Annotated in this window: 17 protein-coding genes, 1 tRNA gene and 1 pseudogene; 8 read left to right on the top strand and 11 right to left on the bottom strand. The window is 41.5% G+C overall.

All coding sequences use genetic code 11. The annotated features are described in order from the left end of the window. Window positions 1-195: 195 nt before the first annotated feature. Window positions 196-1,458, bottom strand: coding sequence for a GTPase (locus V6C71_17905; protein ID HEY9770337.1), 1,263 nt, complete (start codon window positions 1,456-1,458; stop codon window positions 196-198). A gap of 21 nt (window positions 1,459-1,479) precedes the next feature. After that, window positions 1,480-1,818 (bottom strand): hypothetical protein, encoded by a 339-nt coding sequence (locus V6C71_17900; protein ID HEY9770336.1) that lies wholly within the window; start codon window positions 1,816-1,818, stop codon window positions 1,480-1,482. A gap of 132 nt (window positions 1,819-1,950) precedes the next feature. Between V6C71_17900 and aat the strand changes: the two genes are divergently transcribed. After that, window positions 1,951-2,523: a leucyl/phenylalanyl-tRNA--protein transferase gene (aat, locus tag V6C71_17895; protein HEY9770335.1), complete on the top strand. Its 573-nt coding sequence runs from the start codon at window positions 1,951-1,953 to the stop codon at window positions 2,521-2,523. Window positions 2,524-2,762: 239 nt separating this feature from the next. On the opposite strand, the gene V6C71_17890 is transcribed toward aat, so the two are convergent. Then, entirely contained in the window at window positions 2,763-3,518 is a 756-nt protein-coding gene (locus V6C71_17890; GenBank protein HEY9770334.1) for a TIGR00297 family protein, read from the bottom strand. An 86-nt stretch (window positions 3,519-3,604) separates the two neighbouring features. On the opposite strand from V6C71_17890, the gene V6C71_17885 reads away from it, so the two are divergent. Beyond that, on the top strand, window positions 3,605-3,826 hold the full coding sequence (locus tag V6C71_17885; GenBank protein HEY9770333.1) for a hypothetical protein: 222 nt from the start codon (window positions 3,605-3,607) through the stop codon (window positions 3,824-3,826). A 166-nt stretch (window positions 3,827-3,992) separates the two neighbouring features. Beyond that, the gene (locus V6C71_17880) at window positions 3,993-4,175 is read left to right on the top strand and encodes a hypothetical protein (protein HEY9770332.1); all 183 of its coding nucleotides are present in this window, start codon (window positions 3,993-3,995) and stop codon (window positions 4,173-4,175) included. A 543-nt stretch (window positions 4,176-4,718) separates the two neighbouring features. On the opposite strand, the gene V6C71_17875 is transcribed toward V6C71_17880, so the two are convergent. The 3 genes from V6C71_17875 to V6C71_17865 all read right to left on the bottom strand — a co-directional run bounded on the left by V6C71_17875 (window position 4,719) and on the right by V6C71_17865 (window position 7,917). After that, the gene (locus V6C71_17875) at window positions 4,719-5,678 is read right to left on the bottom strand and encodes an FAD-dependent oxidoreductase (GenBank protein ID HEY9770331.1); all 960 of its coding nucleotides are present in this window, start codon (window positions 5,676-5,678) and stop codon (window positions 4,719-4,721) included. 193 nt (window positions 5,679-5,871) lie between these two features. Continuing rightward, window positions 5,872-6,399: an SH3 domain-containing protein gene (locus V6C71_17870; GenBank protein HEY9770330.1), complete on the bottom strand. Its 528-nt coding sequence runs from the start codon at window positions 6,397-6,399 to the stop codon at window positions 5,872-5,874. 3 nt (window positions 6,400-6,402) lie between these two features. After that, window positions 6,403-7,917 carry an AAA family ATPase gene (locus tag V6C71_17865; protein ID HEY9770329.1) on the bottom strand — a complete coding sequence of 505 codons (1,515 nt, stop codon included), beginning with the start codon at window positions 7,915-7,917 and terminating at the stop codon, window positions 6,403-6,405. A gap of 142 nt (window positions 7,918-8,059) precedes the next feature. On the opposite strand from V6C71_17865, the gene moaA reads away from it, so the two are divergent. Then, window positions 8,060-9,046, top strand: coding sequence for a GTP 3',8-cyclase MoaA (moaA, locus tag V6C71_17860; GenBank protein ID HEY9770328.1), 987 nt, complete (start codon window positions 8,060-8,062; stop codon window positions 9,044-9,046). Window positions 9,047-9,161: 115 nt separating this feature from the next. On the opposite strand, the gene rpsD is transcribed toward moaA, so the two are convergent. The 5 genes from rpsD to hisD all read right to left on the bottom strand — a co-directional run bounded on the left by rpsD (window position 9,162) and on the right by hisD (window position 13,743). Next, window positions 9,162-9,770 (bottom strand): 30S ribosomal protein S4, encoded by a 609-nt coding sequence (gene rpsD / locus V6C71_17855; GenBank protein ID HEY9770327.1) that lies wholly within the window; start codon window positions 9,768-9,770, stop codon window positions 9,162-9,164. Between the two features lie 221 nt (window positions 9,771-9,991). Beyond that, window positions 9,992-10,468: a superoxide dismutase, Ni gene (gene sodN / locus V6C71_17850; GenBank protein ID HEY9770326.1), complete on the bottom strand. Its 477-nt coding sequence runs from the start codon at window positions 10,466-10,468 to the stop codon at window positions 9,992-9,994. A 256-nt stretch (window positions 10,469-10,724) separates the two neighbouring features. Then, window positions 10,725-12,038: an ABC transporter substrate-binding protein gene (locus V6C71_17845; GenBank protein HEY9770325.1), complete on the bottom strand. Its 1,314-nt coding sequence runs from the start codon at window positions 12,036-12,038 to the stop codon at window positions 10,725-10,727. A 117-nt stretch (window positions 12,039-12,155) separates the two neighbouring features. Continuing rightward, window positions 12,156-12,244: transfer RNA gene (locus tag V6C71_17840), tRNA-Ser, on the bottom strand. Window positions 12,245-12,450: 206 nt separating this feature from the next. After that, window positions 12,451-13,743, bottom strand: a complete 1,293-nt coding sequence (hisD, locus tag V6C71_17835; protein HEY9770324.1) for a histidinol dehydrogenase — start codon at window positions 13,741-13,743, stop codon at window positions 12,451-12,453. 537 nt (window positions 13,744-14,280) lie between these two features. Between hisD and rpsT the strand changes: the two genes are divergently transcribed. The 4 genes and pseudogenes from rpsT (at window position 14,281) to V6C71_17815 (ending at window position 24,914) form a co-directional block, all read left to right on the top strand. After that, the gene (rpsT, locus tag V6C71_17830; GenBank protein HEY9770323.1) at window positions 14,281-14,571 is read left to right on the top strand and encodes a 30S ribosomal protein S20; all 291 of its coding nucleotides are present in this window, start codon (window positions 14,281-14,283) and stop codon (window positions 14,569-14,571) included. A gap of 114 nt (window positions 14,572-14,685) precedes the next feature. After that, on the top strand, window positions 14,686-15,474 hold the full coding sequence (locus V6C71_17825; GenBank protein ID HEY9770322.1) for a TatD family hydrolase: 789 nt from the start codon (window positions 14,686-14,688) through the stop codon (window positions 15,472-15,474). A gap of 84 nt (window positions 15,475-15,558) precedes the next feature. After that, complete coding sequence (gene rpoB / locus V6C71_17820) at window positions 15,559-18,870, top strand: DNA-directed RNA polymerase subunit beta (protein ID HEY9770321.1); 3,312 nt, start codon at window positions 15,559-15,561, stop codon at window positions 18,868-18,870. 173 nt (window positions 18,871-19,043) lie between these two features. Further along, window positions 19,044-24,914, top strand: a pseudogene (locus V6C71_17815) (DNA-directed RNA polymerase subunit beta'). Window positions 24,915-25,009 lie beyond the last annotated feature (95 nt).

Here is a 25,009-nt window from a genome sequence, read left to right as displayed (position 1 = left end):
CCGTCAAACTATTGTATTGTCTAGGTTCTGTCCGCTTGTTGTTCGGGGTTACCTCTCAACCGCGCATTTACCAATATAGGGAATATATTTATCCTTGTCAACCCTTTGGCCAAATTATTTGGGAATCTAGGTAGATATTTTGCGCTTAAAACAGTTCAGAGTATAACTTTAAGAGATTGAAAAAAGTTTAAATTACTACTGCCGAACATTTTTAAATTGTTTTTTAGCGGAGACGAAAGATTCTTTCATTACGGACTGTATTTTATTGGGGTCAGGTTTTTTGCCTCCCATCAAATCGCCAAAATAGACGCAAGCTCCTTCTCCCAGTGACCAAGTATAAGCTGCTGCCCATGATGCTGCGATAACGCTACCAAAACCAGGAATGAACTTGATTAGTTCCCTACCGATCGCTTGAGCAAAAAAACCACCAGCGATCGCGCTTGCTATTCCACCAGCTTGAGAAGGAGACAAAGTTTGTCCGTACAGTTTCCCTAACAATCCGACTAACGAGATTTGCAAAGCTGTTAAAACAGGCATAGTAGCAAAGGGTAACGGAACAGCAGCTAAGGTTGCAGCCATAGTTGAGAAAGCTACTAAATAACGTCGGGCAGTATCACGATAAAGATTGCCCAATTCTTCGCCAGCATTGTTATCGAGTAGCTGATAAATGGTTCGTGATTCGGCTTCGGGAAGTAATTCCGCTAAAGCTTCTGTTAATCTTTCTAAGCCAAAAAAGGTAGGATCATAACCATCTTCTTCTAAAGTAAAATCAATTAGAATAGCGCGACCGCATAGTCCTTCAAAGTCTTGTTTGATTGCTTCAAAAGCGCGGTTGACTACTTCATAATCAGGTGGATATTCTGGATGATTCGTTACGTTTGAGGGATAGACTTCGTGGAGACAAGTAACTGCCAACAGACAAGGAACCTCTGAATGATTCTGTTGTAATTCTTTAGCTATCTGCCGTAGAGTATCGGTAGCGAAGTCGCTAATTTTGACGGTGAGAATTAAAATTCTGGCACGTTGAGTTTGTTGCTTTAATTCAGACTCTAATTCTGCGATAATCTTTTGAGTATTTTGATTTATGTCTCCTAGTCCTACCGTGTCTGTAAATATAAGGAGCGGTAGTTCTTCTGAAGGATAAGCATACCTTTCGGTGTTTTGAGTATGGGGACGAAAGCCCTGTCCCACTATTTCAGCAGAAACTCCAGTTAAACCACGAACAATCGAACTTTTACCTGCCTGTGGTTTACCAATTAATAAGGCTTCGGTTGTTGGTAGCTTTTCTCTGACGGTAGTTAATATTTCAGCTACTCTTTCATCACTGACGCTTAGCCAGCCAACAGCTTTTTTGGTCACATGATCGATAGGAAATAATTTTTGTAAACGTCTTGTTGCAGCATCTATATTTGCTGATGCTCGATTTTTCCAGCCATTCATCCAGGTAAATTTGCTCATTGTTCACTAATTATTGAAAAATTATTCACCACAGCAACGATCTATACCCAGGCTATCCAAAATTAAATCGCTTACCGCATTAGCAACGGCGAATTCACTATAAAAACTGCGACTAAAATCAAAAGCCCGCATCTCGGCAATAATGGCAATAACTAGTGAGCCGAGGTCATTTTCTCCCTCCATACGTTGACGAACAAATATTTTGGCTGCTCTTTGAGCTATTTTGGCGTTAACTGCTTCGGGCAAAAATTCTTCATCCAACCAAGTATGCAAGGATTGCTTGAGCCATTCCTCCTCTTTCTCAGGATGCTGCACGTCGGGTAAGGTAACAGGAGCGATCGGTTTGGCAGAGTCTGTCATAGTGATTTGTTATGTTGTGTTGTGTTGAATTTGTCTTAAATTGATTGATTATTAATTATGGGTAACTGATAACTTGATACAGTTTTTTTTAAATCTAAACATCTTTATTTAGAAATAGATAATAGTAAAAGTATGAAAATTAATATTCCTTCGATTATTGAAGGATATAGTCAAGGCTACTTTTTAATGTCAGAGGATGATGAATTGGACTGGTACTCTAGTCGCCAGCGTACCTTAATTCCCTTGGACGAGCGTTTCCGCTATCCGAAATCTTTACAAAGAGTACTTAACCAGGAAAAGTTTACAGTGGCGATCGACCGTGATTTTCAAGCAGTTTGTGAAGGCTGTGCCGATCGCGATCGCACCTGGATTTCTGAAGAATTAATGGATATATATCTTGCTTTACATGAGGCAGGGTGGGCACACAGTTTTGAAACCTGGCAGGGAGATGAATTAGCGGGAGGAATATTAGGGATCGCGATTAAAGGTGCTTTTATTGGTGAATCAATGTTTTATCGTATTACCGAAGGTTCTAAAGTGGCAATGGTGAAACTAGTCGAGCATTTACGCAAAAAGCAGTATTTGCTGTTTGATGCTCAACTGCAAAATTCTCACTTGGAACGTTTTGGCTCTTATATTATTAGTTCAGCAAAATATAAAAAATTGCTGCACGAGGCAATGATGGAGAATTGTTTTTTTTCCTAATTTGGATGGGAAGAATAAATATATCCCTTAAAGGATATGCCCGTGCATGATTAGCTTTGCCCGTGCATGATTAGCTTCGCGTCCGTCTTTCGCGTTGCAAGTAATGAACACAGATAAAGCGATGCAGTCGCTCTTTGTAGGAAACCTACAAAGAGCGACTGCATCAAGAACGCAGATGATTTTTCTTTTGGGTGTTGATTATTTAATTGGATAGATTAAAAGTTTTTAAATATTTTAATTTAAATAGAAGCAGTTATTAGGGATAGAAAAATAGCAGCGATCGCACCGATTACGGTATTAAGAAAATTAACAAGATCGTTAGTCAGCCAGGTAAATCGAGATTCTAAGGTTGCACCAACTAAGCTTTCGATAGTAGTAGCAATAAAGGCAGCAATTACACACCAAATGATTCCGATTGGGTTAATCATGCCAATTGCCCAAGCAATAACGGCTAAAACAACTGAAGCTAAAGCTCCTGCAATAGTTCCTTCTAAGCTTACTGCCCCTTCTGTCCCTCTAGGAACAGGTTTAAGTGTTGTAATGAGATAAGTTGTTTTACCGTAGGCTTTTCCCACTTCACTGGCAGTAGTATCCGAAAGCTTAGTACAAAAACTGGCAACATAGCCCAAGACAAATAATTCTTTGATTGGAGAAGGAAAAAATAAAGTAGCGATCGCACAGCTAGTGGCGGTTAGTGCCGAACTCCAGACATTGCCTGCACCTCTCATTCCCGAACGTTCTTCAGCAATTCCTTCCGCTTCTTTTTGCTCAATAGCGACAAAAGTTAATCCAGAACCTAATAGGAAAAATAGCATTACGATTAAATAGCCACGCCAGCCTAAAGTTCCCCAAACTAATATTCCCAGGATCGCGCCATTTATATTGCCTATAGGAGTTAAAAGTTTTTTCGGACTAATAAAAGCGATCGCTAATAAAATAGTGTTTAAGGATAAGGCGATCGTCCAAGGATTAGACCAACTAAGAGTATTAAGCATTTTTAAAGTTCGTAAAAGATATTTTCTAAGCTTATCAACCGAAGATGCTTAATAATGAAATATTGTTGATTTGGATAATAGTAACTATGTCTCTTTCCAAAGCTGAAGCTAAACAATTATTAGAACGCATGATCTTCGACGATCAGCCCCCGCAACAGTGGGTTGAAGATGTTTGGGGAATTACTCCAATCTTAGGTGATAGTGCGGCTAAACTATATGAAGCGTTTGAAGCTTTGATTCAATGTTGTCCCGAAGATAAGCTCGATAGTTTACTACAGACTTATTTGCAAGAGCAAATGGACAATTAAAACAATTGGAGAAATTTTAAAGCGATCGCCATAATTTGATTCTTGAGGCAAAACTATACTATGAAATCTATCCTTTGGTTGATAGTTTATCTGTAGCAAGAGAGATGTATAGCATACCGTTCACAAGATAAGTTTGTCAGTAATTCAAATAAAATGGAAAAAGTTTATGAATCTTTTATTGCAAGTCGCAAGTAATGAACCTCACTTTCCCTATGCTGCAACTGCTGTACTGGGATTAGGCTTTGTTGCTGCTGTAACTATTGGTTCAATTGCCTGGTATAATTCTAAACGTCCCCCTGGTTGGGAAGGTAAAGAACGTCCTGATATTGTGCCAGAAATTGAAAAATAAACCAGGTTTTTCTGATTAGGTACGCTCAAGAATTAATGAACTGTCAAATAATTGAACTTGAATTTTGTGCAAGATGACTTGTTACGACTCTGAGAAAATCAGGGTCTAATTTTTTGTCTCATAGCACTACGTATAAAAGATAGGACAATTTTGTTTAATTGCTACTTTCTTTTCCAGAACTCAGGTTACATACTAAAAAGTTGTGTTCATCTGTAAGACGCAGAAGACGGGATTGCGGAGGACGCGATTGCCCGTGTATAACTAACTTCGTGTCCTAAAGGACGACGCGAAGCTAGTGCTTTAGCATACCGCTCCGCGACGCGAAGCTAGTCCTTTAGGGCATATCGCGTAGCAAGTCGAAGACTCAGCTAATTATGCACGGGCATATCCTTTAAGAGACTTTTCTACAGCCACATATTAGGCGGATCAGTCCACTACTAAATCTTTGATTACTTTTGAGCGATGGTATGATTAAAAACCAGGTGCGGTATTTTATAATACTGATAATTTTGCTTTAAAAAAGCCATCGCTTTTAATCAATATCTAAGAATGATCCCAGTCAGGTTTAATCGATTTGCGATGATTTAGATAACGATCGATAGACATCGCAGCAATACAGCCGTCTCCCGCGGCTACAACTGCTTGCTTATAAGGAGTGTTGCGAATATCGCCGATCGCCCATACCCCAGGGACACTTGTAGACATCGCATCATCTACTTTAACACCGCCATCAGGATTATATTCCACCTGATCTCCAGCAAAATCTGTAATTGGTTTAGAACCATTTTGGTAGACAAAAACTCCTTCTAATTGTAAAGATAGAGGTTCGCTGGCATCTTTGCTTTTTAGTTTAACTCCTGTTACTCCCGCGTCATTACCTTCAATAGCTGCTAAACGCGAGCGTCGCCAGTGCTTAACATTAGACATACTCAGTAAGTCTTGAGCATGGTAATCTTCCTTATGAGGATCTTTGAAAGTAATCCAGTGAACTTTAGAAGCAAATTTAGTTAGAAACTGGGCTTCCTCTACTGCTTCTTGATTTAAGCCAACTACCGCCACTTCGCGATCGCGATAAAACGCTCCATCACAGGTAGCACAGTAGCTCACCCCACGACCGAGAAATTCTGATTCTCCTTCAAAAGAAGCTCCGCTACGTCCCATTGCGCCAGTTGCCAGTACTAAAGCTCTAGCGGTAAAAGTACCTTCTGGAGTGTAAACTTTCTTCATTTCGCCACTAACATCAATGCCGAAAACCTGAGCGCGTTGATAGGAAGTACCGTATTCCACTGCTTGATTTCTCATACTCTCAAGCAATTCTTCTCCACTGATCTCACCTGTTACTCCAGGATAGTTAGCAATCTGGTGGGTAATAGCCAACGCCCCCACCGCAGGATTCTTGTCTAGAATAACGGTTTTGAGATTGGCCCTTGATGTATAAAGCGCACAGGTGCAGCCCGCTGGCCCTCCTCCAATAATAACAACATCAAATTCGTGTGTTTCCAAAATGCCAATCTCCAGTTGATTATTAAACTTTATAGATAATATATATATTTATTCAGCATACATCTGCCTTGGGTCTAGTTACAAATATTCTCGTCAAAAGTACGTAGTTTTGTGACAATATTAACAACCATAATAGCTTTTAATAAATAGTACAGAAAAGTTACGGCAAATCGTCAAGTCTCAACCAAAGTGTTTAATCAGAAGTTCGTTTGGTATTGCCCCCTTTGACCCAGCCTTCCTGATTACTCAACGGTAGTCTCACCTTTTGCCATTTTCCATCAGCAGAATCTTCGAGGATGATAATACTTGTTTTAGCCTCAATACCGCCAACTTTATCTGCATTCGTACTCGGTTCGGCTCTCAGACTTAAACCTTCAGGCCAGGTAACAACGGCACGATAGGCATCGGGAGGAAGTTCTGATTCAGCGGCAGCCTGTGACTCAGGCTCTTCAGAAGCTGCTTCAGGTTCTTCTACTTCATCTTCAACAGTAGTTGACTCTAAAGGTTCAATCGTAGTTGAAGGTTCTATTGGGTTTGATGCTGACTTTTGTGGTACTGTTGTTCTAGAGAAAACTGGTTTTTTGGGCAGAATGGACATCTTTTTATAATAAGCAAACAATGCTGCTCCAGATATTCCCGCAATTAGACTAACGCCCAAAACGAAGCCTAAAATAAACTGAACAGTAGCTGACAGACGTTTGAGAAAAATAGATTTAGTCATCCGCTAATTAAGTTGACTTTGAATGCGATCGCTTAAATCATTATTTTTGGAAGCCAGACGAGCTTTTCCTGCTGCTACCCAGTTTTGGAGGAATTCAATTTGCTCTTGGGCAGTTTTTGCTAACGGAATTATTTGACTAGCAGCCTCTAAAATATCATCTGTGGTAAAGTCACGATTTTGACTAAAGCCAATATGCATTGCTTCAATGATAGTTTGCTCGATCTCTGCCCCAGAAAATTCTGGTGTTTCATATGCTAACCGCTTAGCATTATAATTGCCCAGATTATGGGGACGCAATTTTGCTAAATGAACCTTAAAAATAGCTTCTCGTTCGGTTTGATCGGGTAACCCAACAAAAAAGATTTCGTCAAACCTGCCTTTGCGCAGCATTTCTGGCGGTAAAGCACGAATATTATTGGCTGTCGCTACAACAAATACAGGGGTTTTCTTCTCTGCTAACCAGGAAATAAACGTCCCAAAAACACGGCTGGTAGTCCCTGAATCTCCCTTTCCATCTATTCCGGCAAACCCTTTATCAATTTCATCGATCCACAGAATGCAAGGGGCAAGAGCTTCGGCTAATTCAATAGTTTGGCGGGTACGAGATTCTGACTCTCCGACTAAACCAGCAAATAAACGTCCTACATCTAATCGTAATAAAGGTAGATGCCAATGATGGGCGATAGCTTTGGCAGTCAAAGATTTACCTGTTCCCTGTATTCCCACCAGCAATAGTCCACGCGGGTTTGGTAAGCCGTAGGCTCTAGCCTGTTCACTAAATGCTCCACCACGTCTGAGTAACCAGCTTTTGAGGTTGTCTAAACCGCCGATATCAGAAATTTGCTCAGTTGCAGGATAATAGTCCAAAATCTGTGTCTGACGAATTGAGGAGCGTTTTTCTTCGAGGATCAATTCTACATCGTCTGGTTCGAGCTGACCGTTACTGGCGATCGCTCTAGTTAAAACTCTTCTAATTCTTTCTAAAGATAATCCTTGAGCTGCTCTAACTAATTCATCTAATAGTTGTTCGGCTAGATTTTGACCCGTTGCCGAAATTAGACGTTCGATCTCGGTTTTTATTTCTGGGACGGTAGGTAAGGCAAATTCAACTACGGTGATAATTTCCGTTAACTCTTCTGGAATCTGAACTTTAGGAGCAATAATAATAATATTTTTGGGCTGAGACTTCAAAATTCGCGCCAAATTACGCAATTCCCGAGAAACTGCAATATCTTCTAAAAAACGCTGGAAATCTCGTAGTATAAACACCCCTCCTGCGCTCTTAGGCATTCTGGTAATAAATTCTAATGCCTGTAAAGGATTACGCTTACCAAAACCGACATTATTCGGATTTTCCTGATAACCGTTAACAAAGTCCCAAATGTAAATATTACGCCTGCCTAGCTTTTCTGTAGCCATGGCGATCGCTTTTTCAGCTCTTTCTTCTTCGTTAGTAGGTAGATAAATTAAGGGATAACAGGCACGCAACAGGAGAGAAAACTCTTCATTAAAGTTCATTGTTAAAATGATATTATTGCTTGTTTTGAAAAAATCATCTTATTCTTAATATACGCTTGATGTAAATTAGCAGCGTTGAGATTTATTGATTTTAGCTATTAGTTTTTTTAAGCGTTTAACTTGATTTATATCGATCTACTTAATGCCTAAAATAGACTATCTACGCATCAGTTTAATTGATAAATGTAATTTTCGTTGCCAATACTGTATGCCAGAGGGAACGAAGCTAAATTATGTTTTTAACCAAGAATTATTAACTAATCAAGAAATTCTCACCTTAGTGCGAGATGTTTTTATTCCTTTGGGCTTTACTAAGTTTCGTCTGACTGGAGGAGAGCCTTTACTGCGTCAAAATTTGGTAGATTTGGTTAAAGATATTGCTCGGCTGCCAGAAACCGAAGATCTTGCTTTAACTACCAATGCTTTTTTACTAGCTGATTTAGCCCAGCCACTTTATGAAGCTGGGCTGAGACGCATCAATATCAGCCTAGATTCTCTAAACCCAAAGACTTTCGATCAAATCATCGGCAATAAAGGACGGAGTCGCTGGCAGCAAACCTGGTCGGGAATACTGGCTGCTCATCAGGTGGGATTCGATCCGCTCAAGCTTAATGTGGTGGTAATTCCTGGGATAAACGATACTGAGGTGTTGGACTTGGCCCAATTAAGCCTTGAACGTCAATGGCACATTCGGTTTATAGAGTTTATGCCGATTGGCAATCCTGAATTGTTCGGCAATAAGGCATGGATTGATTCTGAACAGTTGCGTCGCCAAATTCGCCAAAAATGGGGTTTAGTTGAATCTAATATTAAAGGCAATGGTCCTGCGGATGTGTTTCAAATTCCTGGTGCCAAAGGGACATTGGGCTTTATCTCACAGATGTCCGAATGTTTTTGCGATCGCTGTAACCGAATTAGATTATCAGCAGATGGCTGGTTACGGCCTTGTCTACTTAACGAAACTGGTCAGATTGACCTTAAAACCGCTCTGCGTAGCGGTGCAGACCTGGTTCAATTACAAACTCAAGTTAATCAGCTATTACTGCTTAAATCGGAAATCAACTTCAAAGACAGGGACTCTGGTACTGATGGAACTTACACTCGTACCATGTCCCAAATTGGCGGATAACTTTTTCGCGTATCAAGGCGGAAAAGCTTAAGCATGAGGCAATATTTGGTGCTAGTTTCGTTTAAATTTAAAAGCTTACAGCTTACTTATCCACGAAACCAACCCAAAACAACAATTACGCCATCCGTGAATAGTACTCAACAACGAGTAATTCATTTACCTGTAAGGCGATCCATTCACGCTCGATCACGCCATTGACTTTACCTGTTAAAGCATTTTTATCAAACTCAAGGTGACTGGGTAAATTTGCCAACCCTGGATATTCCATGTTGGTTTCGACTAATTTACGAGAGCGATCGCGATCTCTGACTTTCACTAAGTCTCCAGGGCGACACTGATAACTGGCAACATCGACCACGCGATCGTTTACCGTAATGTGTCCATGGTTGACTAGCTGACGTGCTGCGGGAATAGTACCAGCCATCCCTAGACGGAAGATGGTATTGTCCAAACGCATCTCCAGCATTTCTAACAGAGTTTGCCCTGTAGAACCAGCTACTCGACGAGCTTTACGGACATAACGCACTAGCTGTTTTTCAGTAATTCCGTAGTTAAAACGCAGCTTTTGCTTTTCTTCCAAACGAATAGCGTATTCAGAGCGTTTGCGACGGTTTTGACCATGTTGTCCTGGTGGATAAGCCTTACGCGCACTCTTTCTAGTTAAGCCTGGTAAATCTCCTAAACGGCGAACGATCCGCAAGCGCGGACCTCTATAGCGAGACATATACTATTTCCTCTCTAGATTGCAATTACGAATATCTCCAAATATATAATCATACATTATTTTCAGGAATTATCAACAAAAAAATTAGTCAATTCATTCTTGGAACCAGCGTCTATTCTACGGTCGAGAATTGACTCAAAACTAAGATCCAAAAAGGCGAGCCAGATATAGCTAACTCACCCTTAAAAAATACTAGTTTTTAGTCTTAAATTAATTCCTAACTAGCTGGCTTTTATAAAGCTAACGTCACGTCCTTTGGTTGTCCAAAACATCTCATGAATTTTCTGAATCGCTTCCATCAGTTCATTAGCGTGTTCAACACTAACTTCTACTTTACAAGCAGAGCAGAGTTTAGCAGCTTTCCAAAAAGTATCATGAAGATCGGGATATTGCTCTAAATGTACAGGCTTAAAATAGTCTGTCCAAAGAATTAACAAATCCTCTTTAGTTTTTTGAGCTTGTTCTTCCTTAATCGCAACATAGCGAGATAGAGTGTTTTGATAAGCAATATTTGCAGCTTTATCATCAGCAGCAGGAACTTCTAAATCCACGATCTTTTTGGTCAGGGAAACTACCGCTTCAGCCGTAATACGTGCTGAAGCAGGGTCGTAAACACCGCAAGGACCATCGCAATGAGCATGAACTTCAGGTGCTGGAAAGATTTTTTTGATTTGGGAAATAACTTGTTTTAACATCATAGTTTATGGTGTTCGTTTTAAAGAATGTGCTTCTGTGAACGAATTTACGTAGAACAGCAATAATTTTAGATTAGGGCTATTTATTAGAGATGCACAAAAAATACAGAGCGTAATGATATATCTGATATATCTTTTCCCTTATCTTCATTTAGCTTAGTTCGATTTAGGGTTAGTTTGCAAGAGCGAGAATCTTTTGCTTTGTTGACTATAGCTTTAAATGATTTAAGTAAATTAAAACCGTCATCACTAAGCGAGATTAATTACTACCACCAGGGTTAAGCTTGTCAATTATGCTCAAAGTTCCATCCTCTGCTACTTGCCAAACATCATAACTGCCTACCACGTCGCCATTCTTGTCAATATCAACATTCCCGCTGGCTCCCTGAAAATTAATATCTTCCCCATTGCGGACAAGTTCCATTGCCTTGCAAGCATCGGTAACTTCTGTCCCTGGAGCGTTTGCCACCTCTAATATTTTGCTTTTTATTCCTTCTCCTGTATTAGCGTCACTTGCTTCGGCTGCCAACATCATCAGAACTGCTGCATCCCAGTTGTGAGGAACATAAGCAGTCAACTCTTTGCCCGTTTTTTCATTCCACAACGCCGTAAACTGTTTTAAAGCCTTGCCGTCAGCCCCTGGTACAGTCCCTAATGCTCCAGCGATAATTGATTTGCCGTCAGCCGTTTTGCCTACCTGTTGCACAAAATCATCGGAGTAAACCCCGTCCGTTAGCAAGACAGTCACTCCATCGGCCAATCCTTGTTCAAAAGCAGATTTTAGCAATACACTGCCAGTCTCGGCATATAAAACGGCTGCTACAGCATCAGGTTTACTCTCAAAAGCTGCTTTCGCTTCGCTATCTAAAGTCGCTGCTTTAGGGTCGTAACGTACTGCTTTGCCCATAATATTGCCTCCTGTTTTTTTAAAGGCATCAATGAACTGTTTCTCAAATCCCACACCATAATCATTGTTAATGGCAACAGTAGAAACATTTTTAAAGCCCTGTTTTTTTGCTAGTGCTGCTAGTGCTTCAGATTGGTATGTATCTGGTGGAGCAGTGCGCGCCCAATAACCATCAAATTCGCCATTTTTCGCCCGCTCGGTAAATACGGGGCTAGTGCTACCAGGAGACACCATCATTACCTTATTGCGAACTGCCACATCAACTGCTGCACCAGAAACGCTGCTGGCAAATGATCCTACAACTCCTGCTACCCTGTCTACTTCAGCGAGTTTGGTCATAGCACTACTACCAGCACTAGGATCTGTTTGATCGTCTTCTGCAATTAAACTAACTTGAGCTTCATTGACTCCACCACATTCATTAATTGTGTCTACGCTGAGCTGAACGGCTGCGGGCCAGTTTTGTCCAATAGAAGAAAGATCTCCCGTAGTTGGAGCTAAAATACCCAGTTTAAGACCGTTGCCAGCCGAATCTCCTCCCTGGCAAGAAGTGAGTAATACGCCGACACTTAAAGACATTAGAGCCAGCATCAGATTTGAGTTAGAGCGGTATTCATTGCTCTTGGGGCGATCGCTTGGGGAAAATAACAAATTCAAACGCTTCATATTCAAAGTTGCGGCTTTATTCCAATCCAGTTTAATAGATTGGAATTGTACTCGAAAAATTAGAAATATTCCGCACAGTTCTGAGAAAAAAGCTTAAGAAAACATTTTTTATTAGTACGGAGAGGGGGGGATTCGAACCCCCGATGAAGTTTACACCCCATAACTCCTTAGCAGGGAGCCGCTTTCAACCGCTCAGCCACCTCTCCACGAGCTTATCGATTTTGAATTATAACAGATTTATTTCGGCTAATAACAATAATGATCGGATTCGGGCGTAACTTAACTTTTATTAAAGATATTGATGGTAAATTTGCCTGATAGATGCTATTCAACCGAGTTAGCCTACATCCAAAGTAAATTACCAATCTTGACCTGCCGAGCAAAGAGAGAATCCTCATCTGTTGTAGGTTATTTACTCAGTTCTAAATTTTACCGAATCACCATGGGAAGGTAATCCTTCTGCCTGAGCCAAAATTTGAATGGTACTAGACATTTTCTTGAGGGCTACAGGAGAATACTGAATTAAGCTTGAATGCTTCATAAAGGTTTCTACTCCCAATGCTGAAGCATAACGAGCTGCTCCTGAAGTAGGTAGCGTATGATTTGGTCCTGCCAAATAATCTCCAGTTGCTTCTGGGGTAGAGTTACCCAGAAAAATTGCTCCTGCATGACGAATTTTCTCAATTAAGTCCCAGGGTTCTACTATCTCTAATTCAAGATGTTCTGGTGCAAATAAATTAGATAGTTCAGCTGCTTCTTCTAAAGAATCTACTACTACTATTAGACCGTAATTAGCGATCGCTTTTTCAGTTAGAATTTTGCGTGGATGATTGGCTAGCTGTCTGGTAACTTCTTGCTGTACCTGTTGGGCTAGATCGTTACTAGTGGTTAATAAGATGGCTGCTGCCATGGGGTCATGTTCTGCTTGAGCTAATAAATCGGCAGCAACATAAACTGGATTAGCCTGTTCATCAGCAATAATTAATACTTCTGAAGGTCCTGCTAAAGAATCAATGCCAACTGTGCCGTAAACCATTTTTTTAGCCAAAGTAACGTAGATATTGCCAGGTCCCGTAATTACGTCTACCTTGGGGATGGTTTCGGTTCCATAAGCTAAAGCGCTTACCGCTTGCGCGCCCCCGACCCGATAAATTTCTTCAACTCCAGCTTCTTGTGCTGCGACCAATACCGCAGGATTAATTTTGCCGTGTTGACCAGGTGGCGTAACCATCACAATTCGTGGAACTTTGGCTACTTTAGCTGGGATAGCATTCATTAATACCGTGCTGGGATAAGATGCTCGTCCACCAGGGACATAAAGCCCTGCTCGATCTATGGGAGTATAGCGTTTTCCTAACACCACATCATCTTCTTCAAACTGCACCCAAGATTTGGGGACTCGCTGACGATGAAAAGCCTCTATTTTTTGACAGGCTACCTGGATAGCACGGAGTAAATCTTTAGATACCTGCTGATAAGCAGCATCTAATTCTGAACCTCTGACTCGCAATTGGTCGGCAGTGTAAATCTGTCGATCAAACTTTTCAGTGTATTCTAGTAAAGCGCGATCGCCATTTTTTTTAACGTTGGCAACAATTTCTCTAACGACATTTTCTTGAGGCTGAATGTCATCACCATTGTTGCGATCGCCGATACGCTTTAATTCTGTTTGTGCCTCAGTTTGCCGATCAATTATTCGCAGCATCGAGATCCCCATATCCATTTGAGCAATTACACAAAAGTGAGATTTTACTATTAATCAGAGAAAGAACTACATACAGCTAAAGCTTGCTTAAGGTCGATAACCATTACAATATAAGTTAGTGCTTACATGGTTAAAGAGATTATTTCAGTGCAGCTTTTTAATAAACCACATTGAATCCACATCTAACTGTTACGCTCCGCCCATCAGGCTTCACCGTTTTGTTTTGCTGCACATCCCGCCAACTTAGTAAAATTTGTCGGGTTACACCGCAACACTACAGATTAATCTCTGATTTTCAATTTATTATATAAATCTTTACAGTAAGAAAATCACTACATTTCTAGCTTAACGTGAATCTATTTGTCTTGGTAAGCCTATCTTGGTTAGGTCAACCTTTTTGATAAGTTCTGCCCAACTAAGTATTTTTATTTCCTTGACACTGATGCTCAATAGTTGCTATACTGTAAAATCCAATTCTATATTTATTTCCAGAATTACTTACAAGACAAATAAAGCAAATACTTCTGTTTAAAAACTGTGGCTAACTCTAAATCGGCAATCAAACGTATCAAAACAGCAGAGCGCAATCGCTTGCGCAATAAAGCATATAAGTCTGCACTCAGAACTTTGACTAAAAATTATTTTGGTGCAGTAGAAACTTATACAGCCGAACCTACTCCTGAAAATATGGAAACTATAAAGCAGACTATGTCGGCAGCCTATAGCAAAATTGACAAAGCAGTTAAGCGTAAAGTTCTTCACAAAAACAATGGAGCGAGGAAAAAATCTCGCATAGCTAGAGTTTTGCAAAAGGCAACGGCTGCTTAAATAGACAATTGGTGGGTTAAACCACCCCAATCGAACTTAAATTTGTCTTGGTTGTTAGATTAACTCTACCAAGATAAATAACAATTAAAATAATCAGCAATATACCAAGTATAGATGCAGTTAATAGATACCCATGTTCACATCAACTTTGATGTTTTTCAAGGGAATTTAAGCTCGTTAAAGCAACGTTGGCAGGAAGCAGGTGTAGTTCATTTAATACATTCTTGTGTAGAACCGAAGGAATTTCAGGGAATACAATCCATTGCGGATCGTTTCCCTGAATTGTCGTTTGCAGTTGGTTTGCATCCTTTGGACGTTGGCAAATGGCAAGATATTACTGCTAAAGAGATTAAGGCTTTAGCCGCTTCGGATATTCGGGTAGTAGCTATTGGGGAAACAGGGTTAGACTTTTATAAAGCCGATAATCAAGCAGAACAAATTTTAGCCTTACAAGAACAATTAAAAATAGCTAAAGAACTCGATAAACCAGTGATTATTCACTGTCGGGATGCAGCGGCACAGTTGAAAGAAGTACTAACTGATTTTTGTCAGCGCGAAGGTTCAGTCAAGGGAGTAATGCACTGTTGGGGAGGCAATGAAGTAGAAACCAAATGGTTTTTAGATCTGGGTTTTTACATTAGCTACAGTGGAATTGTCACCTTTAAAAATGCCAAGCAGGTTCAAGCAGCAGCTAAAACAGTTCCCAGCGATCGCCTATTAATCGAAACCGACTGTCCTTTTCTGGCTCCTGTGCCCCATAGAGGCAAAACAAACGAGCCCTCTTATGTGCTGCAAATAGCCAAACAGCTTGCTCAACTGCGTCTGACATCTCTTGAAACAATTGCCGCTCAGACTACGGCTAATGCCTGTCGTTTATTTGACATTAAATTAAAAAGTAAATAATCAACCAAGTTTTTCTTAACCCTAGTTTCTTGTTTATTTTCGAGCCGAAAAACTAAAACATTAAGTACAAAAGCTATCATCTTCATGACTAATCTTACTTACAATTTGCTACCAGACTTAATTGAAATTCAACGCTCCAGCTTCCGTTGGTTTCTCGAAGAAGGGTTGATTGAAGAACTCAACAGTTTTTCTCCCATCACCGACTATACAGGTAAGTTTGAGCTGCATTTTATGGGCGAGAACTATCGGCTTAAAGAACCTAAGTACTCAATGGAAGAGGCAAAACGCCGCGACAGTACTTATAACGTTCAGGTATACGTTCCTACCCGTCTAATCGACAAAGAAAGTGGCGAAATTAAAGAAATGGAGGTTTTTGTGGGAGATCTTCCCTTGATGACCGATCGCGGAACTTTCATTATTAACGGTGCAGAACGGGTAATTGTCAACCAGATCGTACGCTCTCCAGGTGTATATTACAAGGCAGAAACCGATAAAAATGGTCGCCGTACTTATTCTGCTTCCTTAATTCCTAACCGTGGCGCGTGGCTGAAGTTTGAAACCGACAAAAACGGTTTAGTTTGGGTCAGAATTGATAAAACCCGTAAACTCTCAGCTCAGGTCTTGCTCAAAGCAATTGGCTTGAGTGATAACGAAATTATGGATGGGATTCGCCATCCCGACTTCTACCAAAAAACTTTAGACAAAGAAGGTAATCCAAGCGAAGAAGAAGCTTTACTAGAGCTATATCGCAAATTACGTCCTGGCGAACCTCCCACAGTAAGTGGTGGACAGCAATTGCTGGAGTCTCGCTTCTTCGATTCTAAACGCTATGACTTAGGTCGAGTCGGTCGTTATAAAATTAATAAAAAGTTACGTCTCACTGTTCCCGATACCACTAGAGTACTGACTACTACTGATATTTTGGCAGCGGTTGCTTATTTAATTAACCTAGAGTTTGATGGAGGTAGCACCGATGATATCGACCATTTAGGCAATCGTCGTGTTCGTTCTGTAGGCGAGCTATTACAGAACCAAGTTCGAGTAGGTTTAAATCGTTTAGAAAGAATAATTCGTGAACGGATGACGGTAAGTGAAGCTAACAGCTTAACACCAGCAGCACTGGTCAACCCCAAACCTTTAGTGGCAGCGATCAAAGAATTTTTTGGTTCGTCTCAGCTATCTCAGTTCATGGATCAAACTAATCCTTTGGCAGAATTGACCCACAAACGCCGTCTCTCAGCTTTGGGACCTGGTGGTCTTACTCGAGAAAGAGCTGGTTTTGCGGTTCGGGATATTCACCCTACCCAGTATGGTCGTATTTGTCCTGTAGAAACTCCCGAAGGACCTAACGCTGGTTTGATTGGTTCTCTAGCAACCTATGCGCGAGTCAATCCCTATGGCTTTATTGCCACTCCTTATTATCGAGTAGAAGACGGTCGCGTATTGCGAAATGAAGATGTCGTTTATCTTACTGCTGATGAAGAAGATGACATGAGAGTTGCGCCAGGAGATGTAGCAACCAATGACGATGGTTATATTCTGGGCGAAACCATTGCGATTAGATATCGCCAGGAATTTTCTACCTGCGATCCAGATGAGGTCGATTATGTAGCTATTTCTCCTGTACAGATTGTTTCTGTAGCGACTAGTTTAATTCCCTTCCTCGAACATGATGATGCTAACCGTGCTTTAATGGGTTCTAATATGCAGCGTCAGGCTGTACCTCTATTGCGTCCTGAGCGACCCTTGGTAGGAACTGGGCTAGAAGCCCAAGCAGCCCGTGACTCAGGAATGGTGGTTGTTTCTCGTACCCACGGGATTGTAACTTACGTCGATGCCGAAGTTGTTCGAGTCAGAGTAGAAGAAGGCAACAATGGGATGTATGCACCAGAGCCAGGACAACAGATTACGTATAAACTACAAAAATACCAACGTTCTAATCAAGATACTTGTTTAAACCAACGCCCTCTCGTCTATGCAGGAGAAGACGTTGTTCCAGGTCAAGTGCTTGCAGACGGTTCATCCACAGAAGGGGGAGAATTAGCATTAGGGCAAAACGTTTTGATAGCCTATATGCCATGGGAAGGCTACAACTACGAAGATGCAATTCTGATCAGCGAGCGTTTAGTTTATGACGATGTTTACACTAGTATTCACGTCGAAAAATTTGAAATTGAAGCCAGACAAACCAAACTAGGACCAGAAGAAATTACCCGTGAAATTCCTAATGTCGGTGAAGATGCTCTGCGTAATTTAGACGAACGAGGCATCATTCATATAGGTGCTTGGGTAGAAGCAGGAGAAATTCTGGTAGGTAAGGTAACACCTAAAGGCGAATCCGATCAGCCTCCTGAAGAAAAGCTGCTTAGAGCCATCTTTGGCGAGAAAGCTAGAGACGTACGAGATAACTCCTTAAGAGTTCCTAACGGAGAGAAAGGTCGGGTTGTTGATGTTCGTGTCTTCACTAGAGAGCAAGGTGATGAATTACCGCCTGGTGCCAACATGGTGGTACGAATCTACGTGGCTCAAAAACGTAAGATTCAAGTAGGAGATAAAATGGCTGGTCGTCACGGTAATAAAGGAATTATCTCTCGAATCTTGCCCATTGAAGATATGCCCTATCTACCTGATGGTACTCCCATTGATATTGCTTTGAACCCTTTAGGTGTTCCTTCGCGGATGAACGTGGGACAAGTGTTTGAGTGTCTCTTAGGCTGGGCTGGAGAAAACTTAGCGACACGCTTTAAAATGATGCCCTTCGATGAAATGTACGGCAAAGAAGCGTCTAGAGAAACTGTTCATGGCAAAATTCAGGATGCTGCTCGTAAACCAGGAAAGTCTTGGGTATACGATGAAAATAACCCAGGAAAAATTCAAGTGTTTGACGGTCGTACAGGCGAGGCGTTTGACCGTCCCGTAACAGTAGGGAAAGCCTATATGCTCAAGCTGGTTCACCTCGTAGATGACAAGATTCATGCTCGTTCTACAGGACCTTATTCCTTGGTTACTCAGCAGCCCTTGGGTGGTAAAGCACAACAGGGTGGACAGCGCTTTGGCGAAATGGAGGTATGGGCATTGGAAGCCTATGGTGCAGCTTATACTTTGCAAGAACTGCTGACAGTCAAGTCTGATGACATGCAGGGACGTAATGAAGCTCTCAATTCAATTGTCAAAGGTAAGCCAATTCCTCGTCCCGGTACACCAGAATCATTTAAAGTATTGATGCGAGAGCTACAGTCTCTAGGTTTAGACATAGCAGTACACAAACTAGAATCAGTAGAAGATGGAAGTAGCCGGGATGTAGAAGTAGATTTAATGGCAGATACTCCTCGCCGCACTCCTAATCGACCGACTTACGACTCTTTACAACGAGAGGAAACAACTGAAGAAGTGTAAAGCTGTTTAGTTCTTTTTAAGATTTAGCAATTTGGGGATAGAGACAATATAGGCTAATTGAGTCTTCATTTTTTCAGTCCTCAACAGTTCGCTTTCTGGTGCACCCGCTGACAAGTCTTTGGCAAGGACGCGGGGTTGCACCGCCATCCCTAATACCTAATCTTCAATTATTAATGAGAAACCAAATAGAACAGAGATTCGATTACGTCAAAATCGGTATAGCCTCTCCTGAAAGAATTCGTCAGTGGGGAGAAAGAACTTTACCCAATGGACAATTAGTTGGAGAGGTTACCAAGCCTGAAACTATTAACTATCGTACCCTCAAACCAGAAATGGATGGGTTATTTTGTGAACGCATTTTTGGTCCCGCCAAAGATTGGGAATGTCACTGTGGTAAGTATAAGCGAGTGCGCCATCGCGGTATTGTTTGTGAACGTTGTGGTGTTGAAGTAACCGAATCGCGGGTACGTCGGCATCGTATGGGCTACATTAAGCTTGCCGCTCCCGTAACTCACGTTTGGTATCTCAAAGGTATTCCCAGTTACCTAAGTATTCTCTTGGATATGCCTCTACGAGATGTGGAGCAGGTAGTTTACTTTAATTCCTACGTGGTACTCGATCCTGGTAATGCCGGAAATTTATCAGCTAAACAACTACTGACGGAAGATCAATGGATTGAAATTGAAGACCAGCTTTACAGTGAAGAATCTGAATTAGTAGGGGTCGAGGTTGGTATTGGTGCTGAAGCAGTTCAAAGACTTTTAGAAGAAGTTGCTTTAGAAGAAGAAGCAGAAAAATTGCGAGAGCAAATTAACGATTCTAAAGGACAAAAAAGAGCCAAGCTGATCAAGCGTTTGCGGGTAATTGATAACTTCGTGGCTACGGGTTCTCGCCCAGAATGGATGGTACTCAATGCCATTCCCGTAATTCCTCCAGATCTGCGTCCGATGGTGCAGCTAGATGGTGGGCGGTTTGCTACTTCTGACCTTAACGATCTTTATCGTCGAGTAATTAACCGTAATAATCGTTTAGCTAGACTGCAAGAAATTCTCGCTCCCGAAATTATTGTACGTAACGAAAAGCGGATGTTGCAAGAAGCGGTGGACGCTCTAATTGATAATGGTCGTCGCGGTCGTACGGTAGTGGGCGCAAACAATCGTCCTCTCAAATCTCTATCCGACATTATTGAAGGTAAACAAGGACGCTTCCGTCAAAACTTATTGGGTAAAAGGGTTGATTATTCTGGACGTTCGGTAATCGTGGTAGGTCCTAAACTGAAAATTTATCAGTGTGGCTTGCCCAGAGAAATGGCGATTGAACTGTTTCAGCCTTTTGTAATCCATCGCCTGATCAATAGCGGGATGGTCAACAATATCAAAGCAGCTAAAAAACTGATTCAACGTAACGATCCTAGCGTTTATGAGGTCTTAAAAGAAGTAATCGCAGGTCATCCTGTAATGCTTAACCGCGCTCCTACCCTACATCGTTTAGGTATTCAGGCGTTTGAGCCAATTTTGGTAGAAGGAAGAGCAATTCAACTCCATCCTTTGGTTTGTCCTGCATTTAACGCCGATTTTGACGGAGATCAAATGGCGGTTCACGTCCCTTTATCTTTGGAAGCTCAGGCTGAAGCCAGATTGTTGATGTTGGCTTGTCATAATATTCTGTCTCCTGCAACAGGAAGACCAATTGTTGCCCCATCTCAAGATATGGTGTTGGGCTGTTATTACTTAACTGCTGAAGATCCCAAGGCAGTTAAAGGAAAAGGTCGGCGCTTCGGTAATTTAGATGATGCAATTAAGGCTTATGAACAGGGACAAATAGATCTTCATGCTAATGTCTGGTTACGTTATGAAGGTGAAGTGGTAACCGAAGAGCCCGATACTGAAGTTGTGGAATCAGAAAACCTAGCAGACGGTAGCAAAATCGAGTATTACCGCCACAGATTTGTTAGAAAATCTGCTGAAGGAGAGCAAATTTCTCAGTATATAAATACCACTATCGGTCGCATTATTTACAACAAAACTGTGCAAGAAGCTCTAACTGCGGCAGTGTAGGCAAAATGCTAGTCTCGAATCAAAAAGTTTTAGTAGCTATAAACTGGAAAAGCCAAAATGAAATTTTATAATCACATCGTTGATAAAGGTCGTCTAAAAAAGCTGATGGCGCTGGCGTTTACGGAATATGGTTCGGCCCATAGCGCTACCGTAGCCGATTCCTTAAAAGAATTGGGTTTTCGTTATGCCACAATAGCGGGAGTTTCGATTAGCGTAGACGATTTAAAGGTACCGCCAATCAAAGCTGAACTGCTCGAAGCAGCCGAAGTGGAAATTAGAGAGACGGAAGAACGTTATGCTCGTGGTGAAATTACTGAAGTAGAACGTTTCCAAAAGGTAATTGATACCTGGAACAGTACCTCAGAGAATCTTAAAGACGAGGTAGTAACTAATTTCCGCGCTACGGATCCGCTCAACTCTGTTTATATGATGGCGTTTAGTGGTGCGAGGGGGAATCTCTCTCAAGTACGTCAGCTGGTGGGAATGCGAGGCTTGATGGCCGATCCTCAAGGGGAAATTATTGATTTACCAATTAAAACCAACTTCCGCGAGGGGCTAACCGTAACTGAATATATTATTTCTTCTTATGGTGCGCGTAAAGGCTTGGTTGATACAGCATTACGAACCGCTGACTCTGGTTATTTAACTCGTCGCTTAGTAGATGTTTCCCAAGACGTAATTGTACGCGAGGTAGACTGCGGTACAGAGAGGGGAATTAGTCTTCGAGCCATGAAAGATGGCGATCGCACTTTAATTCATCTTTCAGATCGTCTCTTAGGTAGAGTACTTGCCAGAGATGCAGTAGACGATAAAACAGGAGAGGTAGTTGCAACTCGTAACCAACATATGGATCAGGAGTTAGCTCAAGAGATTGGCGATCGCGTTGAAGAAGTGATGGTACGCTCGCCTCTAACCTGTGAAGCAGCTCGTTCTGTATGCCAACACTGTTATGGCTGGAGTTTGGCCCACGGACACATGGTAGATATGGGAGAAGCGGTAGGAATTATTGCGGCTCAATCCATTGGAGAACCTGGTACTCAGTTGACCATGCGTACCTTCCATACTGGCGGTGTATTTACAGGAGAAGTTGCGCGTCAAATTCGTGCCAAAGCCGATGGTCAAGTTGAATTTGGCAAGGGTTTAAGCACTCGTCAAATCCGTACCCGTCATGGTGACGAAAGAAATCAGGTAGAAACCATCGGTGACATTAGATTAGTTCCCCACAAAGGTAAAGCAGTTAACACTGCCCTAACCGCTGGCTCTTTGATCTATGTCGAAGATGGGGAAGAAGTCAAAAAAGGTCAGCTACTCGTGGAAGTTGCTAAAGCCAAGGTACAAAAATCGACCGAGAAAGCAGCCAAAGACGTAACTTCAGACTTAGCAGGAGAAATTGTCTTTGCCGATCTCGTTCCTGAAGACAAAAAAGACCGTCAGGGTAATACTACTCGTATAGCTCAAAGACCTGGGTTACTTTGGGTTTTATCAGGGGAAGTGTATAATCTACTTCCTGGAGCCGAAGCAAGTGTAAAAAATGGCGATAAAGTCAAACCAGGAGATATTTTGGCTCAAACCAGACTGACTGCTGCTAATGGTGGTGTAGTCAGAATGATTCCTGATAGTCGTGAAATTGAAATTGTCACTGCCTCTGTATCTTTGGATCAGGCAAAGGTCAAAATTGAAAGTGATGGTGGTCGCGAGCAGTACATTATTTATACTGCTGACGATCGCAAATTCTTGCTTAAGGCTGCTCCTGGCACTAAGGTGCAAAACAAGCAGGTTGTTGCCGAGCTTATTGACGATTTTTATCGTACCGAAACTGGTGGAATCATCAAATATGGTGGGATCACAGTCGGTAAAGGTAACCGTAAACAGGGTTATGAAGTAGAACAAGGTGGTACTTTACTCTGGATTCCTGAAGAAAGTCATGAGGTCAACAAAGATATTTCACTTTTAATCGTGGAAGATGGTGAATATGTTGAAGCTGGGACAGAAGTCGTTAAAGATATTTTCTGTCAATCTTCAGGGATTGCTGAGGTTGTCCAAAAGAATGACATCTTACGGGAAATTATCATTAAACCAGGAGAAATTCACCAGATAGACGACCCGAAAAATGAATGGCATGAACAACTGATTCAGCCAGGTACAGAAGTGTTGCCAGGAGTTGTAGCTCAAGAGTTAAGGTACGGCGAAGTAATTGAGACAACCGAAGGAACAGCTTTAATTTTGCGACCTGTCAAAGAATTTGAGGTAGCAGACCAACCTTCGATTCCCTCTCAGGCATCGATCAATCAAGATGATGGTCGTCAGATTGAATTACGTTCAGTTCAAAGAATCTTCTACAAAGACGGAGAGCGAGTTAAATCGGTTAATAGCCTGTCACTATTAAGTACTCAATTAGTCCTAGAAATTGATACAACAGAAGAACATGATCTAATCGCCAACCTCAGCGCTGATATTGAGCTACAGCCTGATGAAGACAACTCGGATACTCAAAGACTCCAGATGGTAATTTTAGAATCTTTGGTTTTAAGAAGAGATACTGATGTAGATCCTCATAGTGGCGAAATTCAAACTAGAGTATTAGTACACGATGGGGAGGAGATCCCCAAAGGCGCAACTATTGCCCGCACCGAGATTCTCTGTAAATCTGCGGGAGAAGTTCAAGGTATCAAAGAAGGAGCTGAAGCAATTCGCCGAATCCTGATTGTTAGAGATAGCGATGTAGTTACTTATGAATTAAATATTCCTCAAAGCGAATGTAGATACAAAAAAGGCGACTTACTGGTTTCTAATACTCAACTTGCTGATGGAGTAAGGCTAGAAAATTCGGGTCAAGTGGTAGAAATGAGCGAGCAAGCAGGTAAAACTACTGTAGTCTTGCGTCATACTCGCCCCTACCGAGTATCTCAAGGTGCGATACTTCATATTGACCACGGTGATTTAGTACAGCGTGGCGATAATCTAGTGCTACTGGTTTTTGAACGTTCAAAAACTGGGGATATTATTCAAGGTCTGCCTCGTATTGAAGAATTGCTCGAAGCTCGTAAACCAAAAGAAGGCTGTATTCTCAGCCGTAACTCTGGAGTTTGTCAGGTAGTCTATGAAGAAAATGAAACCGTAGATATCAAAATTATTGAAGATGATGGCGTAGTCAGCGACTATCCCATCAAACCAGGGCAAAATGCGATCGTTAGTGATGGTCAAATTGTCGAAGCGGGAGAACCATTAACTGATGGACCGGCAAATCCTCATGAAATTTTGGAAACTTACTTCAACTATCATTTACCAGAAAAAGGGTGCTATGAAGCTTCTTTGATTGGTTTACAGAAAGCACAGTTATTCCTAGTACGCCAAGTACAGTCGGTATATCAAAGTCAGGGTATTGATATTTCAGACAAACACATCGAAGTCATCGTTAAACAAATGACTGCCAAAGTCAGAATCGATGATGGAGGAGATACAATTATTCTGCCAGGCGAACTGCTGGAACTACGTCAGATTGAGCAGGTAAACGAAGCTATGTCGATTACTGGTGGCGCACCAGCGCAATATACGCCCGTCTTATTAGGTATCACTAAAGCTTCCCTTAATACTGATAGCTTTATTTCAGCAGCTTCTTTCCAAGAAACTACTAGAGTTTTGACAGAGGCAGCAATTGAAGGCAAGTCGGACTGGCTTAGAGGTCTTAAGGAAAACGTCATTATCGGTCGTCTAATTCCTGCAGGGACTGGGTTTAATATTTTAGAAGAACCGATGAATGGTCGTACCGAGCTAGATTCTGGAATGCGAAGTAATGCGGTATATGGTTATGGTGATGATTTTGAATCCTATCGTCTGGCGGAAGATCTCAATAACAATTCTGAAACCGATCTTCGTCGCTCCTATAAAAATTTGAGTGATGATGAGAACATGATTTTGGATGATAAAACAGCAAGAGATCTGGCAACAGGTTTAGATGGTTCGCCAAACCAGGAAAATGATCTTTAGAACTAGCATCTTTGGTCAACTTTAACCTCGAGCTAGTCACAGATTAGCCAATCTTAGAATTTATTATGGGCGTTGCGACGATGAATAAGGAGCAA

The organism is Coleofasciculaceae cyanobacterium (assembly GCA_036703275.1).
Classification (GTDB): domain Bacteria; phylum Cyanobacteriota; class Cyanobacteriia; order Cyanobacteriales; family Xenococcaceae; genus Waterburya.
This window is presented reverse-complemented; position numbering and strand designations above follow the sequence as displayed.

What these genes read in the sequence shown, in the direction of transcription:
- moaA (HEY9770328.1), top strand. Translation starts at nt 8,060, where the DNA reads ATGCCTAAAATAGACTATCTACGCATCAGTTTAATTGATAAATGTAAT.
- rpsD (HEY9770327.1), bottom strand. Translation starts at nt 9,770, where the DNA reads ATGTCTCGCTATAGAGGTCCGCGCTTGCGGATCGTTCGCCGTTTAGGA.
- V6C71_17905 (HEY9770337.1), bottom strand. Translation starts at nt 1,458, where the DNA reads ATGAGCAAATTTACCTGGATGAATGGCTGGAAAAATCGAGCATCAGCA.
- V6C71_17885 (HEY9770333.1), top strand. Translation starts at nt 3,605, where the DNA reads ATGTCTCTTTCCAAAGCTGAAGCTAAACAATTATTAGAACGCATGATC.
- rpoB (HEY9770321.1), top strand. Translation starts at nt 15,559, where the DNA reads ATGACTAATCTTACTTACAATTTGCTACCAGACTTAATTGAAATTCAA.
- V6C71_17900 (HEY9770336.1), bottom strand. Translation starts at nt 1,818, where the DNA reads ATGACAGACTCTGCCAAACCGATCGCTCCTGTTACCTTACCCGACGTG.
- V6C71_17825 (HEY9770322.1), top strand. Translation starts at nt 14,686, where the DNA reads ATGCAGTTAATAGATACCCATGTTCACATCAACTTTGATGTTTTTCAA.
- V6C71_17865 (HEY9770329.1), bottom strand. Translation starts at nt 7,917, where the DNA reads ATGAACTTTAATGAAGAGTTTTCTCTCCTGTTGCGTGCCTGTTATCCC.
- V6C71_17845 (HEY9770325.1), bottom strand. Translation starts at nt 12,038, where the DNA reads ATGAAGCGTTTGAATTTGTTATTTTCCCCAAGCGATCGCCCCAAGAGC.
- aat (HEY9770335.1), top strand. Translation starts at nt 1,951, where the DNA reads ATGAAAATTAATATTCCTTCGATTATTGAAGGATATAGTCAAGGCTAC.
- hisD (HEY9770324.1), bottom strand. Translation starts at nt 13,743, where the DNA reads ATGCTGCGAATAATTGATCGGCAAACTGAGGCACAAACAGAATTAAAG.
- V6C71_17890 (HEY9770334.1), bottom strand. Translation starts at nt 3,518, where the DNA reads ATGCTTAATACTCTTAGTTGGTCTAATCCTTGGACGATCGCCTTATCC.
- V6C71_17880 (HEY9770332.1), top strand. Translation starts at nt 3,993, where the DNA reads ATGAATCTTTTATTGCAAGTCGCAAGTAATGAACCTCACTTTCCCTAT.
- V6C71_17870 (HEY9770330.1), bottom strand. Translation starts at nt 6,399, where the DNA reads ATGACTAAATCTATTTTTCTCAAACGTCTGTCAGCTACTGTTCAGTTT.
- sodN (HEY9770326.1), bottom strand. Translation starts at nt 10,468, where the DNA reads ATGATGTTAAAACAAGTTATTTCCCAAATCAAAAAAATCTTTCCAGCA.